The organism is Pseudonocardia sp. NPDC049154 (genome assembly GCF_040648315.1).
In the GTDB taxonomy this organism is placed as follows: Bacteria; Actinomycetota; Actinomycetes; order Mycobacteriales; family Pseudonocardiaceae; genus Pseudonocardia.
In genome coordinates this window covers 56,092-69,935 of the sequence record NZ_JBEZDN010000013.1, presented here as the reverse complement: position 1 = coordinate 69,935, position 13,844 = coordinate 56,092, and the positions used below count along the sequence as shown (strand labels likewise).

Below are 13,844 nucleotides of genomic sequence, written 5' to 3'. Positions count from 1 at the left end.
GTCTTTTCTACCATACGGACTGGCGTTTCCGCATCGTGGAATGTAGGGTCGATCCTTGTGACCGACGGCACCACGTCCCGGCCCGATGTACCCCGCGCGGGCGGCGTCCAGTCGCTGGCCCGGGCGTTCGGACTGCTCGAGACGCTGGCGGAGGCGGGTGGCGAGGCCGGGCTGTCCGAGCTCGCCGACCGGACCGGGCTCGCCCCGGCGACCATCCACCGGTTGGTGCGCACCCTCGTCGACCTGGGTTACCTGCGGCAGCTGCCCTCGCGGCGCTACACGCTCGGCCCGAAGCTCGTCGGTCTGGGCGAGACGGCCGCGCGCCAGTTCGGCCGCTGGGCCACCCCCGTGCTCGCGGACCTCGTCGCCGAGATCGGCGAGACGGCGAACCTCGCGGTGCTCGACGGCGACCGCGCGGTCTACGTCGCGCAGGTCCCCTCGCCGCACCAGATGCGGATGTTCACCGAGATCGGGCGGCGGGTCCCGGTGCACTGCACGGGCGTCGGCAAGGCACTGCTGTCCGCGCTGCCGCCCGCCGACGCGGCCGCCGTCGTCGCGCGCACCGGCCTCCCCGCCGTCACGCCGACCACGATCACCGACCCGGAGGTGCTCGCCCGTGAGCTGGCCGTCGCCCGCGAGCGGGGCTACGTGCTCGACGAGGGCGAGCAGGAGACCGGCGTGCGCTGCGTCGCCGCGCCCGTGGCCGGGCCGCACGGCTCGGCCGCCGTCTCGGTCTCCGGCCCCCTCTCCCGCATGGACGACACCGCCGTCGCCCGGATCGCGCCGCTCGTCGTCGCGGCCGGCCGGCGACTGGGCACCCTGCTCGCGACCGCCTGACCCCGGCGACCGCGGCCGATTCGAGACGGCCGGGCCGCCCGTGCCGCCCTACGCTTTCCCCGTTCCCACCACGAGCCGTGACAAGGAGGTCAGATGGCACTCGATCCCGTGGCCCGCGCCGCGATCGTCGCGGCCCTGGGCCCCGACGACATAGTCGACGACCCCGTGCAGACCCGCGCCTACGAGTGCGACGGCCTGACCGGGTACCGGGTCCGTCCCGAGATCGTGCTCATCCCCCGCGACGCGGAGGGGGTCGCCCGGGCGGTGAAGGCCTGCCACCGCAACAGGGTCCCGTTCGTCGCCCGCGGCGCCGGCACCGGGCTCTCCGGCGGCGCGCTGCCGGTGGCCGACGGCGTGGTGATCTCCCTGGCCCGCCTCAAGCGGGTGCTGGAGGTCGACCCGGAGAACCGGCGCGCCGTCGTCGAGCCCGGGGTCACCAACCTGGAGATCACCGCGGCCGTCGCGGCGCACGGGCTCTACTACGCGCCCGATCCCTCGTCGCAGCAGGTGTGCACGATCGGCGGCAACGTCGCGGAGAACTCCGGCGGCGCGCACTGCCTCAAGTACGGGTTCACCACGAACCACGTGCTGTCCATGGAGGTCGTGCTGCCCGACGGCGAGCTGGTCACCCTCGGCGGCAACTCCCCCGAGCAGCAGGGCCCGGACCTGCGCGGGGTGTTCCTCGGCTCCGAGGGCACGCTGGGGATCACCACGAAGATCACCGTGCGGCTGCTGCGCACCCCGGAGACGGTGCGGACGCTGCTGGCGGACTTCCCGTCCGTCGCCGAGGCGGGCGAGGTGGTCTCGGACATCGTCGCGGCCGGGATCGTGCCCGCGGCCGTCGAGATGATGGACACGCTGGCGATCGAGGCGGCCGAGGAGGCGGTGCACGCCGGCTACACGGTGGGTGTCCCGGCCGCGCTGGTCGTGGAGCTCGACGGCCCGATCGAGCAGTGCGACGCCGAGTTCTCGCAGGTCAAGGAGATCTGCGACGCCCACGGCTGCACCCGCCTGCACATCGCGGGCTCGCCGGAGGAGCGGGCGGCGATCTGGCGCGGGCGCAAGGCGGCCTTCGCCGCGGTCGGCCGGATCTCGCCGGACTACTTCGTGCAGGACGGCGTGGTCCCCCGCACCCGGCTCGCCGAGGTGCTCGGCCGCATCGCCGACATGGGCGACGAGGCCGGCCTGCGCGTGGCCAACGTCTTCCACGCCGGCGACGGCAACCTCCACCCGCTCGTCCTCTACAGCGCCGCCGCGGGCGAGACCGAGCGCGCCGAGGAGCTGTCCGGGGCGATCGCGGAACTCTGCGTGGAGCTGGGCGGGTCGCTGTCCGGCGAGCACGGCATCGGCACGGACAAGGCGTGCTCGATGCCCACGATGTACGGCGAGGAGGACCTCGCGGTGATGCAGCGGGTGCGGGACGCCTTCGACCCCGAGGGCATCTGCAACCCGGGCAAGGTCCTGCCCACGCCGCGGCTGTGCGGCGAACGGCCCGGGAAGTACCGGCCGCACCCGCTGGAGGAGTCGGGAGTGATCGAGCGGCTATGAAGAATCGGGAGGGGACCCTCACGGCACTGAAGCCGGCGTCGTTGAAGGAGGCCCGCGAGGCCGTCCTCGACACCGCCGGCCGGATATCCGTCGCCGGGGCCGGGACGGCCGCGGACTGGGCGGGCCGGCTCGGGCCCGTCGACGCCGTGCTCGACACCACCGGGCTGAGCGGCGTCATCACCCACAACCCGGGCGACATGACGGTCTCGGTGCACGCCGGGACGCCGCTGCGGGCGCTGCAGGAGGAGCTGGCGAAGCACGGCCAGCACCTGTCGTTCGACGCCGCACGGGTGGCCGACGGCGCGACCGTCGGCGGGCTGGTGGCCACGGCCGACGCCGGCCCGTCCGCGCTGGTCCACGGCACGCTGCGCGACCTCGTCATCGGGGCCACCACGCTGCTCGCCGACGGCGCGGTGGTCCGCTCGGGCGGGCACGTCATCAAGAACGTGGCCGGGTTCGACCTGGCCAAGCTGTTGCACGGCTCCTACGGCACCCTCGGGGCGCTGGTCGAGGTCGTGCTGCGGCTGCACCCGGTGCCGAAGGCCGTCGGCACCGTGGTGGTGGAGTGCGACCTCGCCGAGGCCGCACGGCTCGGGCGCGAGGTGCTGGCCTCGCAGCTGGAGCCGACGGCCGTCGAGTGGCTGAGCTCCGGGCGGCTCCTGGTCCGCATCGACTCCACCGAGGAGGCCCTGCCGGCTCGGTCGGAGCGGCTCGTCCGGCTGCTCGGCGACGCGGCGGCCGTCGCCGAGGCGGACGTGTGGGACGAGCACGCGGCCCTCACCCGCGGCGCGGAGGGGGCCGCCGTCGTCAGGATCGGCGTGAAGCCCTCGCTGCTGCCGGGCGTGCTGGCGGGACTGCCGGCCACGGCCGTCACCGCGGGCCTCGGGACCGGGGTCGCCACCGTCTCCGTACCCGGGACGGCGGTCGCCGAGGCGCACGCCGCCGTCCACGCGGCCGGCGGGACGAGCGTCCTGCGGTCCCGCCCCGCCGACCTCGACGCCCCTGCGTGGGGGCCGCCGCCCTCCGCCCTCGCCGTGCTCAAGGCCGTCAAGCAGCGGTTCGACCCGGACGGCCGGTTCGGCCCGGGCCGCTACGACCCGTGGGAGATCTCGTGACCACACCCGCCGGCTCCGCCGACACCAACCTGCCGCAGACCGGCCCGAGCGCCTTCGACGAGCACCACCCGCCCTCGCGGGAGCTGCTCGACGACTGCGTGCACTGCGGTTTCTGCCTGCCGACCTGCCCCACCTACCAGCTGTGGGGCGAGGAGATGGACTCGCCGCGCGGGCGCATCTACCTCATGGACCTCGCCGAGAAGGGCGAGATCGGCCTGGAGGGGCCGCTGCGCCAGCACATCGACGCCTGCCTGGGCTGCATGGCGTGCGTGACGGCGTGCCCGTCGGGCGTGCAGTACGACAAGCTGCTCGAGTCGGTGCGCCCGCAGCTCGAGCGCAACGTGCCGCGGGCCCCGTCCGACCGGCTGTTCCGCGAGGCGATCTTCGCGCTGTTCCCGTACAAGCGGCGGCTGCGCGCGGCCGCCCTGCCGGGAGCCGTGTACCAGAAGCTGGCCACGGTGCCCGCCGTCCGGAAGCTCGCCGCGAAGCTGCCGGGCCGGTTGGCCGCGCTGGAGTCGCTGCTCCCGCCCGTCACGGTGCGGGAGGCGTTCGCGACCCTGCCGGTGCACACCTCCGCCGTCGGGGAGCGGCGCGGCCGGGTCGCGCTGCTGTCCGGCTGCGTGCAGGACGTGTTCTTCCACCGGGTCAACGAGGCCACCGTGCGGGTGCTCGCGGCCGAGGGGCTCGACGTGCTCGTCCCCCGCGACCAGCAGTGCTGCGGGGCGCTCGAGCTGCACGCCGGCCGCGAGGACCCGGCCCTGGCCCGGGCCAGGCTGACGATCGCGCGGTTCGAGCGGCTCGACGTCGACCACGTGGTGACCAACGTGGCCGGCTGCGGGTCCTCGATGAAGGACTACGCCCACCTGCTCGCCGACGACCCGGAGTGGGCGGTGCGGGCGAAGGAGTTCAGCGCGCGGGTGCGCGACGTGCACGAGGTGCTCGCCGAGCTGGGGCCGCGCGCCCCGCGCTCGCCCGTCGCCGTGCGGGTCGCCTACCACGACGCCTGCCACCTCGGGCACGCCCAGGGCGTGCGCACGCAGCCGCGGGAGGTGCTGCGCAGCATCCCCGAGCTGGAGCTGCTCGACATCCCGGAGGCGGCGCTGTGCTGCGGCTCCGCGGGCATCTACAACATGATCATGCCCGAGGCGGCCGACGAGCTGGGCAGACGGAAGGCGGACAACGTCCGGTCGGTCGAGCCCGCGGTCGTCGTCACCGCCAACCCGGGCTGCCTGCTGCAGATCGGCAAGCACCTCGGCGGGGCCCTGCCGCTGCTGCACCCGGTCCAGCTGCTCGACGCGAGCATCCGGAACGTCCCGGTCCCCCGCAGCTGACACCACCCGTGCGCGGTGGGTGGTGTGCCGGCACCACTCACCGCGCACGACGCCGGGAACCGTCGGGGGCCGGGGCTAGCGTGCGCGGGTATGACGGACACCACGACCCGCACCGCCACCACGCAGCTGGCCGAGCAGCTCTCCTGGCACTGGCAGGCGCTGCTGCGGCCGAAGCTCGAAGGGCTGACGGACGAGGAGTACCTCTGGGAGCCCGCGCCGGGCTGGAGCGTCCGCCCGGCCGGGCGGCCCGCACCGGGTGCGGTCCAGGCGGGCACCGGTGACTTCCGGGTCGACTTCGCCTTCCCCGAACCCGATCCGCCGCCGCTCACCACGATCGCCTGGCGGATGGCGCACCTGATCGTCGGGGTGTTCGGCGTGCGGGCGGCGGCGCACTTCGGCGGGCCGCCGACCTCGTACGAGGAGCACGCCTACGCCGGCACCGCCGCCGACGGCCTGCGCCAGCTCGACCGGGCCTACGCGACGTGGATCGGCGGGGTCGAGGCGCTCGACGACGCGGGGCTGGCCCGGCCCTGCGGCCCCGCGGAGGGGCCGTACGCGGAGTTCCCGCTGGTCGACCTGGTGCTGCACATCCACCGCGAGGCCATCCACCACGGTGCCGAGATCCTGCTGCTGCGGGACCTGTACCGGAACCTGCACGGGTGAGTGCCGGGCGTCCGGGATGTCCGGCTCGCTCAGCGCCCTCTCAGCGCGCTGCGTGCCCGGCCCCGGACGCGGTGTGAGAGTGGCCGGAGGGGCGAGCCGATCGGGGAGGCCGGATGACGGAGACCGCACGGACCACCACGCAGACCACCACGCAGACCACCACGCCGACCACCACGCCGACACGGGCACGAGGGGTCGAGGAGCTGCCGCTGCACATGCAGCGGGCGGGCTTCGACCCGGCGCCCGAGCTCGGGGCGATCCGCGACGGGGCCGGGGTGCGGAAGGTCCGCACGCCCTTCGGGCTGGAGGCGTGGCTGGTCACGCGCTGGTCGGACGTCCGGGGGGTGCTCGGCGACCCGGCGCGGTTCAGCAACGAGTGGCAGGGCGCGTTCCGCCCGCCGGGCATGCCGGAGCGGAGCCCGGAGGAGATCGCGCGGCTGCGGGCCGGGAACCTGCTGGCGTTCGACCCGCCCGCGCACACCCGGCTGCGGCGGATGCTCACCCCGGAGTTCACCGGGCGCCGGATGGCCCGGCTCGAGTCCCGGGTGCGCGAGATCGTCGCCCAGCACCTCGACGCGATGGAGCAGGCCGGACCGCCCGCGGACCTGGTCGCCGACTTCGCGCTGCCGGTCCCGTCGCTGGTGATCTGCGAGCTGCTCGGCGTGCCGTACGGGGACCGGGCGGAGTTCCAGCGGCGCAGCGCGCGGCTGCTCGACCTGTCGTCGCCGATGGACGAGCGCATGCGGGCGCAGGAGGAGCAGCGCGACTACATGGCCGGTCTCGTCGCGCGCGAGCGGGCGGAGCCGGGCGAGGAGCTGCTCGGCATGCTGGTGCGCGAGCACGGCGAGGAGCTCAGCACGGACGAGCTGATCGGCATCGCGAACCTCCTGCTGATCGCCGGGCACGAGACCACGTCGAACATGCTCGGGCTGGGCACGCTGGCGCTGATGGACCATCCCGACCAGCTCGCCCTGGTCCGGGACGACCCGGACGCGATCGGGCCCGCGGTCGAGGAGCTGCTGCGCTGGTTGTCGATCGTGCACTCCGGCACGATCAAGTCCGCGACCGGACCGGCCGAGATCGCCGGGCAGCCGATCGCGGAGGGCGAGCTCGTGATGCTCTCGATCCCGGCCGCGAACCGCGACCCCGCCCTGCTCGAGGATCCCGAGCGGCTCGACGTCCGGCGCGGCGCGCTCGGGCACGTCGCCTTCGGGCACGGGGTGCACCACTGCCTCGGCGCGCCGCTGGCCCGCATGGAGATGCGGATCGCGTTCCCCGCGGTGCTGCAACGGTTCCCGGACCTGCGACCGGCGGCCCACGATCGTCGGTTCCGGTCGTTCAACGTCGTCTACGGGATGGAGAGCCTGCCCGTGACGTGGGGAGGAGCGTGATGAGCGAGCTCAAGGCGGACCGTGGCATGTGCATCGGCGCGGGCATGTGCGTGATGACCGACTCCGCGGTCTTCGACCAGGACGACGACGGCATCGTCGTCCTCCTGGAGGAGGACCCGGAGACGGACGGGAAGGTGCGCGCCGCGGTCGACGCCTGCCCGTCCGGCGCGTTGTCGATCACCGGGGACTGAGTCGATCACCGAGGGCCGAGTCGGGCCGCGGCCCCTGCCACCCGTTCGGCCCAGCCCACCCTGCCGGGCCGGGTGACGCGGCGCACACTGCGCGACCATGACGTCTGCGACGGTGTTGTCCGGACCGTTGGCGGGGCCGGTCCTGGCGGTCTACCAGCAGGACCCGAAGGCCGTCGGCGGCTCGCTCGCGTGGTCCGCCCTGGTCTCCGTGATCCCGCTCGCGGTGGTGCTCCTCATGCTGGGGGTGCTGCGCGTGCGGGCCCAGTGGGCGGCGCTGGCCGGGCTGGTCGCGGCGCTCGCCGTCGCGATCGTGGGCTTCGCGATGCCGTTCGGCATGTCGCTGCTGGCCGCCGCGCACGGCGCGTTCTTCGGGCTGTTCCCGATCATGTGGATCGTGGTGAACGCCCTGTGGGTGTTCAACATGACCGTCGCGACCGGCCACTTCGACGTGCTGCGCCGCAGCTTCGGCACGCTGTCCTCGGACCGGCGCACCCAGGCGATCCTCGTCGCGTTCTGCTTCGGTGCGCTGCTCGAGGCGTTGGCCGGCTTCGGCGCCCCGGTGGCGATCTCGTCGGTGATGCTGATGGCGCTCGGCTTCCGGCCGCTGCGCGCGGCCATCCTGGCGCTCGTCGCGAACACCGCGCCGGTGGCGTTCGGCGCGATGGGCGTCCCGGTGATCACGCTCGCGCAGGTGACCGGGTTGCCCCTCAACGACGTCGCCTCGATGGTCGGCCGGCAGACCCCGTTCCTGGCCCTGTTCGTCCCGCTGGTGCTGGTGTTCCTGGTCGACGGGCGCCGGGGTGTCCGGGAGGCGTGGGTGCCGGCGGTGGTGGCCGGCGTCGTCTTCGCGGTCGTCCAGTTCGTGACGTCGAACTACATCTCCGTTCCGCTGACGGACATCCTGGCCGCGCTGCTGTCCGCGATCGCCGTCGTGGTGGTCGCCCGGGCGATGCCGCACGCGGCGTGGGCCGCGCGCCGGACGGGCGCGGAGCCCGAGCCCGAGCCCGAGGTCGACGGCGGGAGCCTCGTCGGGGCGGGCGGTCCCGACTCCTCCGGTGAGGGGACCGGCAGGTCCGGCCGCGGTGGGCCCCGGCCGACCGGTGGGCCGGTACCCGCCGACAGCTCGCCCGAGGGCGGCGAGGCGGTCGCGACCGTGCGGTCGGGCGCCAGGGTCGACGATCCCCGCGAGATCCGCCGCGCCTACGCCCCCTACGTGATCATCGTGCTGGTCTTCGCGCTCGTGCAGCTGCCGGGGATCAAGCCGGCCGTCGACAAGCTGAAGCTGGCGTTCCACTGGCCCGGCCTCGACGTCGTGGCCACCAACGGCAAGGCCAGCAGCACCACGCAGTACTCGCTGACCTGGCTGTCGACCGCCGGGACCCTGATGCTCATCGCCGGGGTGATCGTGGCGGCGGTGCTCGGCATCGGCGCCGCGGAGGCCGTCCGGATCTGGGGGCGGACCGTCGCGGACCTGAAGTGGGCGATCGTCACCGTCGCGGCGGTCCTGGCCCTGGCCTACGTGATGAACGCGTCGGCACAGACCACCGCCATCGGCCTGCTGATCGCCGGCGCGGGCGGTGCCCTCGCCTTCCTGTCCCCGATCCTCGGCTGGTTCGGCGTCGCCGTGACGGGCTCGGACACCTCGGCCAACGCGTTGTTCGGTTCCCTGCAGGTCACCGCGGCCAACTCGGCCGGGCTGCCGCCGGAGCTGCTGGCCGGCGCGAACTCGTCGGGCGGCGTGCTCGGGAAGATGCTGTCGCCGCAGAACCTCACGATCGCCGTCGCCGCGGTGAAGCTCGAGGGGCAGGAGGGCGTGCTGCTGCGGAAGGTCATCGGGTGGAGCCTCGGCATGCTGCTGCTGCTCGCGATCCTGATCTACCTGCAGTCCACGCCGGTGCTGGGCTGGATGCTGCCGTAAGGAGGCCGTGCCGAATCCGGCTGCCCCGCCGCGCAGCGCCTGCGAGGGTGGCCGGGTGAAGCGCGTGATCGGCGAGTTCGAGATCGACGACGACCCCGCCCGGCTGGACCGCGAGGCCGTCTGGGCCTGGTTGTCCACCGAGGCGTACTGGGGCACCTGGCGGCACCGCGAGCACCTGGAGCGCCAGCTCGACGCGGCCTGGCGGGTGGTCGGGCTGTACCGCGGCGACCGCACGCTCGGGTCGGCGCGCGCGGTGTCCGACGGCGTGTCCTTCGCCTACCTCGCCGACGTCTGGGTGGACCCGTCGGTCCGCGGCCACGGGCTCGGCGTCGCGCTCGTCGACGCGATGCTCGCCAGCGGGCCGGGCATGCGGTGGTCGCTGCACACGCGCGACGCCCACGGCCTCTACGCGCGCTTCGGGTTCGCGACGCCGGACGAGACGCTCCTGGAGCGGCCGGCGGACCCCGAGGTGATCCTGCGCGGGGAACTCGGGGCGGGCAGCGATGAGTTCCCGGCGGACGTGCGGTCTCCCCTGTGACACCGCGGCAGAGGCCGCACCGACCGAGAGGACCGAGACCATGATCGCCGCCGGTACCGCCGCCCCCGCCCGCAGCAAGGGCCGGATCGCCCTGTACGTCCTGCAGGTCGTGCTGGGCCTGTTCATGGCCGTCGCCTCCGGCGCGCCGAAGCTGTTCGGCGAGGCCACTGCCGTGCAGACCTTCGACGCCATCGGCGCGGGCGACTGGTTCCGCTACGTCATCGGGGCGCTGGAGGTCGCGGGCGGGATCGGCCTGATGGTCCCGGTGCTCGCGGGCCTCGCCGCCGCCTGCCTCGTGGCGCTCATGATCGGCGCCGCGCTCTTCCAGGTCTTCGTGATCGGCATGGCCGAGTACGTCTACACGCCGATCATCCTGGGCGTGCTGTTCGCCCTGATCGCGTGGGTGCGCCGGCACGAGATCGCGGCACTGTTCCGCCGCTGAGCGGGACCGCGGGTCCGCGGGCGCGCCGGGGTCGAGGGGTCCCCGGCGCGCCCTCGTCGTCGTGCGCTCAACGGATCCAGTCCGGCACGCCGCGGTCGGCCCCGTCCGGGAGCAGGGCCCGCCCGGCACCGGCGCCGGTGACCAGGGCGGAGAGCCCGCGCTCGGGATCGGCGACGATGCGCCGGGCCGCGCCGGCCGGCAGGACCGCGGTGTCCCCCGCGGTCAGCACGGTCTCGCCGCCGGTCGTGCGGAGCGCCATCCCGCCGTCGACGACGGTCCACACCTGCTCCACGTCCATCACGTGGTCCGGCCCCGCCTGCCCCGCCCGCATCCGCACCTGCCAGAGCGACTGCGCGGCGCCGCCGAGGGTGGGCGACGCAAGGGTGGTCATCACGGCGTTCGGGGTCTCGTGGACACGCTGGTCGGCGCGGCGGACGACGGTCACGGCGGGCTCCGGTAAGGTCGACAATGTGGTTGTCGATATGGTGAACCTGGTTGTCGACCGTGTCAACTGAACGTCCCGGCTTCGCGCTGCCACTGCTGCTCCTGGCCGGGTTCCAGAGGTTGGTCGATGCGCTCCACGAGGAGCTCGCGGAGCGCGGACACCCCGAGGCCCGGCCGATGCACGGCTTCGCCCTCCAGGCCGTCGGCGCGGGCACGACCGCCGCGGAGCTCGGCCGGCGGCTCGGCGTGACCAAGCAGGCCGCGGCGAAGACGATCGCGGCGCTCGAGGCGGCCGGCTACGTCGAGCGCGGCGCGGACCCGGTCGACGCCCGCCGGATCGTCGTGCGCCCGACCACCCGGGGCCGTGACCTCCTCGCCCGCTCCGCCGAGATCTTCGACGAGCTCCGGGCGCGGTGGGTGGGCGAGCTCGGCGAGGACACGGTCCGCACGATGGAAGACGCGCTCGGCCGGGTCACCTCCGGCCCCCGCCTCGACGCCCCCTCGTGGTTCACCCGCTGAGCCGGAGTGCAGCAGCCGCCACCGCGGCGTCGACCATGATCACGCGTTGTGGAGGGGCACCGCGCTCAGCGCGGCTTCCGCTCCCAACGCGACGATCATGCGACGGTCCGGGCCGTCGTCAGGCGGTCTCCACCCGTCGGTCGGGGGTGTCGGCGGAGCGGATGCGCCCGACCACCGAGACCGAGGCCGCGCCGATCGCGGCGACGACCGCGAAGGCGTAGAAGCCCCAGGGGTAGGCGAGGCCCGCCGAGAGCAGGGTGCCGCCGACCACCGGGCCGCAGATCGCGCCGAGCCGGCCGACCCCGGAGGCGCTGCCGATGGCCGTGGCGCGCGCCTCGGCCGGGTAGTACTGGCTGACGTAGGCGTACACGAGCACCTGCGAGCTGAACACGAACACGCCCGCGAGCAGCACGCTCACGTACACGCCCACGCCCGGCAGCTTGATCGACAGCAGCGCGAGGAAGAGCGCGGCGGCGGTGAACCAGGCGATCGTCGAGGTGCGCACGCCGATCTTGTCCGCGACGCGGCCGGCGAGGAGCAGGCCGACGATCGCGCCGACGTTGAGCACCAGCAGCAGGGCCAGGGCGGCGCCGAGCGCGTAGCCGGCGGAGCGCATGATCTCCGGCAGCCAGGTGTTCAGGCCGTAGACCAGCAGCAGGCCCATGAACGAGGTGACCCAGAAGGCGAGCGTCGCGCGCAGGTAGCCACCGTGGAACAGGGTCGCGATCGGGTTGCGCCGCGCGGCCGGACCGCGCTCGACCGGGATCGACTCGGGCAGCCGGAGCCAGATCAGCGGCACCAGCACCAGCACGGGCAGCGCGCCGATCACGAACATCGCCCGCCAGCCCAGCGAGGGGATGACCAGGATGCCGAGCAGCGAGGTGAGCACGGCGCCGACGTGGTAGCCGGTCATGAGGACGGTCGTCGCGCTGCCGCCCCGGCCGGAGCGGGCGAACTCGTTGACCATCGCGATCGCCACCGGCAGCACGCCGCCCAGGCCGAGCCCGGCGAGGAACCGCAGCACGCCGAACAGCACCGGCCCGGGCGCGAAGGCGCACAGCAGCGTCAGCACCGAGAACGACGTGACGGTGACCAGCAGCATCGAGCGGCGGCCGAAGCGGTCCGTGAGCGGGCCGGCGGCGAGTGCGCCCACCATGACGCCGACCAGGCCGACCACCGAGATCAGCGAGGCCGACGCGGGGTTCAGCCCCCAGGACGGGTCACGCAGCAGCGACGGGAGGACCACCCCCAGCACCACCAGGTCGAACCCCTCGAGCGCCACGGCGGACCAGCACAGCGGCGCGGCCCAGCCCGCTCGCGCCCCCGCCCCTCCCGACGTCCCTGCTGACTCCGTTGTCATGGAACCCTCCCTCGGTGTCCGGATCGCCGGAGTATGAGCGGGGTACGCGAACCTTGTCAGGGCAAGCTTCCGGTGAGCGGAAGCGGCGCGACGGGCGGCGGCCCGCGCCGGTGCCCTCACCCGACGGGCGGGCCGTCGCCGATTGAGACACCGCCCGCGGCGCGGGGGTGAGAGGCTGCCCCCACCGTCCCGGGTGGGGTGCCCGGGGCCGACCCCATCGACCCTGGAGGTGGCCGTGATCCTGATCGTGCTCAAGGTGAAGATCAAGCCCGCGAAGCGCGAGGACTGGCTGGCCGGCATCAAGGAGTACACCGACAACGTGCGGGCCGAGCCGGGCAACGTCTCGTTCGACTTCTACGAGAGCGGCACCACGCCGAACGAGTTCGCGATCGTCGAGACGTTCCGCGACGGCGACGCCGGCTCCGCGCACGTCCAGACCGAGCACGCCCAGAACTTCTTCCCCTGGATGGGCACCGTCGTGGCCGAGCGCCCGAAGATCAACTACCAGGACCTCGACGGCGAGGCCTGGAACGACATGGCCGAGGTCACCCCCGAGTAGGCCCGGGCTGCTCCGCGGGGCGCCCCGGCGTCCCGCGGAGCACCAGCGCCACCACCCGGGGCACCGCCCGCACCGCCACGACCATCCCCAGGACCTCGACGAGCGTCTGCGCCACCACCGTCGCCGCGACGACGGGCCCGGCGGGCAACGCCAGGGCCAGCGGCAGCACGACGAGCGAGTTGCGCGTCGCACCGGTGAACGCCACGGCCCGGGCGTCGGCGGTCCCGAGCCGGAACAGCCGGGCCGCCAGCGCCCCCAGCGGCACCATGACCAGCAGGAACACGACGTAGAAGGGTACGGCGCCGAGGACCGCCCCGGCGCCGCCCAGCGCTGGGACCTGCGAGGCGACCACGAGCAGCAGCGTCGCCACCATCAGCGGCACCATCGCCGCCCCGGCCACGCCCGCGACCACCGCGCCGCCGCGGTGCCGCGCCGCCCACCCCTGCGTGAGCCACGCCAGCGCGAGCGGCAGCAGGATGAACCCGAGGAACGCCTCGACGAACGGGCCGGGTTCGACCGCCCCGGCGGCCGCGGGCCCGAGCAGCAGGCCCAGGAGCACCGGCAGCAGCGCCATCTGGGCCAGGAGCAGCAACGGCGTGGCGGCGAGCAGACGACCCGCGCTCCCGCCGGCCAACCCGGTGAACACCACGACGTAGTCGACGCACGGAGCGAGCAGCACCAGCAGCACGCCGGTGCGGACCGCGACGTCCGCGGGCAGGAACGGCGTCATCGCCGCGACCACGAGCGGCGCCACCACGAAGTCGACGACCAGCACCGCCGCAAGGAACCGGCCCGCCCGCAGCGAACGGGCGAGCTCCCGGGCCGGGACCTGCAGGAACGTCACGTACAGGAGCGCGCCCAGCACCGGCCCGACGGCCACGGCGAGCGCCGGCCCCGCGGCCGGCGCGAGCAGCCCGAGCGCCACCCCCGCCGCGATCGCGGCGACGTACAGCGGGACCTGGTGCCGTTCCAGCCAGCCGACCACCCG

General features: G+C 74.3%; 15 protein-coding genes. 12 read left to right on the top strand and 3 right to left on the bottom strand.

The window, feature by feature from the left end; all coding sequences use genetic code 11:
* Positions 1 to 57 precede the first annotated feature (57 nt).
* From AB0B41_RS10140 to AB0B41_RS10095, 10 genes are all read left to right on the top strand, one after another.
* Positions 58 to 837, top strand: a complete 780-nt coding sequence (locus tag AB0B41_RS10140; RefSeq protein ID WP_358201139.1) for an IclR family transcriptional regulator — start codon at positions 58 to 60, stop codon at positions 835 to 837.
* A 93-nt stretch (positions 838 to 930) separates the two neighbouring features.
* Positions 931 to 2,385, top strand: coding sequence for an FAD-linked oxidase C-terminal domain-containing protein (locus AB0B41_RS10135; RefSeq protein WP_358201137.1), 1,455 nt, complete (start codon positions 931 to 933; stop codon positions 2,383 to 2,385).
* Positions 2,382 to 3,500, top strand: a complete 1,119-nt coding sequence (locus AB0B41_RS10130; protein ID WP_358201135.1) for an FAD-binding protein — start codon at positions 2,382 to 2,384, stop codon at positions 3,498 to 3,500. Before AB0B41_RS10135 ends, AB0B41_RS10130 begins: the two co-directional genes overlap by 4 nt.
* The gene (locus tag AB0B41_RS10125) at positions 3,497 to 4,831 is read left to right on the top strand and encodes a heterodisulfide reductase-related iron-sulfur binding cluster (RefSeq protein WP_358201133.1); all 1,335 of its coding nucleotides are present in this window, start codon (positions 3,497 to 3,499) and stop codon (positions 4,829 to 4,831) included. Before AB0B41_RS10130 ends, AB0B41_RS10125 begins: the two co-directional genes overlap by 4 nt.
* 90 nt (positions 4,832 to 4,921) lie before the next feature.
* Complete coding sequence (locus AB0B41_RS10120) at positions 4,922 to 5,494, top strand: DinB family protein (protein ID WP_358201131.1); 573 nt, start codon at positions 4,922 to 4,924, stop codon at positions 5,492 to 5,494.
* 215 nt (positions 5,495 to 5,709) lie between these two features.
* A complete protein-coding gene (locus AB0B41_RS10115) occupies positions 5,710 to 6,885 on the top strand; it encodes a cytochrome P450 (protein WP_358201204.1) in 1,176 nt (391 codons plus the stop codon).
* Complete coding sequence (locus tag AB0B41_RS10110; protein ID WP_358201129.1) at positions 6,885 to 7,076, top strand: (4Fe-4S)-binding protein; 192 nt, start codon at positions 6,885 to 6,887, stop codon at positions 7,074 to 7,076. The genes AB0B41_RS10115 and AB0B41_RS10110 overlap by 1 nt, the downstream gene beginning before the upstream one ends.
* A 97-nt stretch (positions 7,077 to 7,173) precedes the next feature.
* Positions 7,174 to 8,994 carry an L-lactate permease gene (locus AB0B41_RS10105; protein WP_358201127.1) on the top strand — a complete coding sequence of 607 codons (1,821 nt, stop codon included), beginning with the start codon at positions 7,174 to 7,176 and terminating at the stop codon, positions 8,992 to 8,994.
* Positions 8,995 to 9,001: 7 nt separating this feature from the next.
* Positions 9,002 to 9,532: a GNAT family N-acetyltransferase gene (locus AB0B41_RS10100; RefSeq protein ID WP_358201125.1), complete on the top strand. Its 531-nt coding sequence runs from the start codon at positions 9,002 to 9,004 to the stop codon at positions 9,530 to 9,532.
* 40 nt (positions 9,533 to 9,572) lie between these two features.
* Positions 9,573 to 9,974, top strand: coding sequence for a DoxX family protein (locus AB0B41_RS10095; protein ID WP_358201123.1), 402 nt, complete (start codon positions 9,573 to 9,575; stop codon positions 9,972 to 9,974).
* A 67-nt stretch (positions 9,975 to 10,041) separates the two neighbouring features.
* On the opposite strand, the gene AB0B41_RS10090 is transcribed toward AB0B41_RS10095, so the two are convergent.
* A complete protein-coding gene (locus AB0B41_RS10090) occupies positions 10,042 to 10,419 on the bottom strand; it encodes a cupin domain-containing protein (protein WP_358201121.1) in 378 nt (125 codons plus the stop codon).
* 59 nt (positions 10,420 to 10,478) lie between these two features.
* Between AB0B41_RS10090 and AB0B41_RS10085 the strand changes: the two genes are divergently transcribed.
* Positions 10,479 to 10,937 carry a MarR family winged helix-turn-helix transcriptional regulator gene (locus tag AB0B41_RS10085; RefSeq protein ID WP_358201119.1) on the top strand — a complete coding sequence of 153 codons (459 nt, stop codon included), beginning with the start codon at positions 10,479 to 10,481 and terminating at the stop codon, positions 10,935 to 10,937.
* 118 nt (positions 10,938 to 11,055) lie between these two features.
* Here AB0B41_RS10085 and AB0B41_RS10080 read toward each other — a convergent pair whose 3' ends face one another.
* Positions 11,056 to 12,297 (bottom strand): aromatic acid/H+ symport family MFS transporter, encoded by a 1,242-nt coding sequence (locus tag AB0B41_RS10080; protein WP_358201117.1) that lies wholly within the window; start codon positions 12,295 to 12,297, stop codon positions 11,056 to 11,058.
* A 235-nt stretch (positions 12,298 to 12,532) separates the two neighbouring features.
* Here AB0B41_RS10080 and AB0B41_RS10075 point away from each other — a divergent pair, with 235 nt between their 5' ends.
* Positions 12,533 to 12,856, top strand: a complete 324-nt coding sequence (locus AB0B41_RS10075) for a putative quinol monooxygenase (protein ID WP_037047113.1) — start codon at positions 12,533 to 12,535, stop codon at positions 12,854 to 12,856.
* On the opposite strand, the gene AB0B41_RS10070 is transcribed toward AB0B41_RS10075, so the two are convergent.
* A complete protein-coding gene (locus AB0B41_RS10070; protein ID WP_358201115.1) occupies positions 12,843 to 13,841 on the bottom strand; it encodes a bile acid:sodium symporter in 999 nt (332 codons plus the stop codon). The genes AB0B41_RS10075 and AB0B41_RS10070 overlap by 14 nt on opposite strands.
* Between the last annotated feature and the right edge of the window lie 3 nt (positions 13,842 to 13,844).

Bases quoted from the DNA above. Each gene is read 5' to 3' on its own strand.
- AB0B41_RS10115 (WP_358201204.1), top strand. From the start codon at position 5,710: ATGCAGCGGGCGGGCTTCGACCCGGCGCCCGAGCTCGGGGCGATCCGC.
- AB0B41_RS10135 (WP_358201137.1), top strand. From the start codon at position 931: ATGGCACTCGATCCCGTGGCCCGCGCCGCGATCGTCGCGGCCCTGGGC.
- AB0B41_RS10130 (WP_358201135.1), top strand. From the start codon at position 2,382: ATGAAGAATCGGGAGGGGACCCTCACGGCACTGAAGCCGGCGTCGTTG.
- AB0B41_RS10120 (WP_358201131.1), top strand. From the start codon at position 4,922: ATGACGGACACCACGACCCGCACCGCCACCACGCAGCTGGCCGAGCAG.
- AB0B41_RS10105 (WP_358201127.1), top strand. From the start codon at position 7,174: ATGACGTCTGCGACGGTGTTGTCCGGACCGTTGGCGGGGCCGGTCCTG.
- AB0B41_RS10110 (WP_358201129.1), top strand. From the start codon at position 6,885: ATGAGCGAGCTCAAGGCGGACCGTGGCATGTGCATCGGCGCGGGCATG.
- AB0B41_RS10095 (WP_358201123.1), top strand. From the start codon at position 9,573: ATGATCGCCGCCGGTACCGCCGCCCCCGCCCGCAGCAAGGGCCGGATC.
- AB0B41_RS10080 (WP_358201117.1), bottom strand. From the start codon at position 12,297: ATGACAACGGAGTCAGCAGGGACGTCGGGAGGGGCGGGGGCGCGAGCG.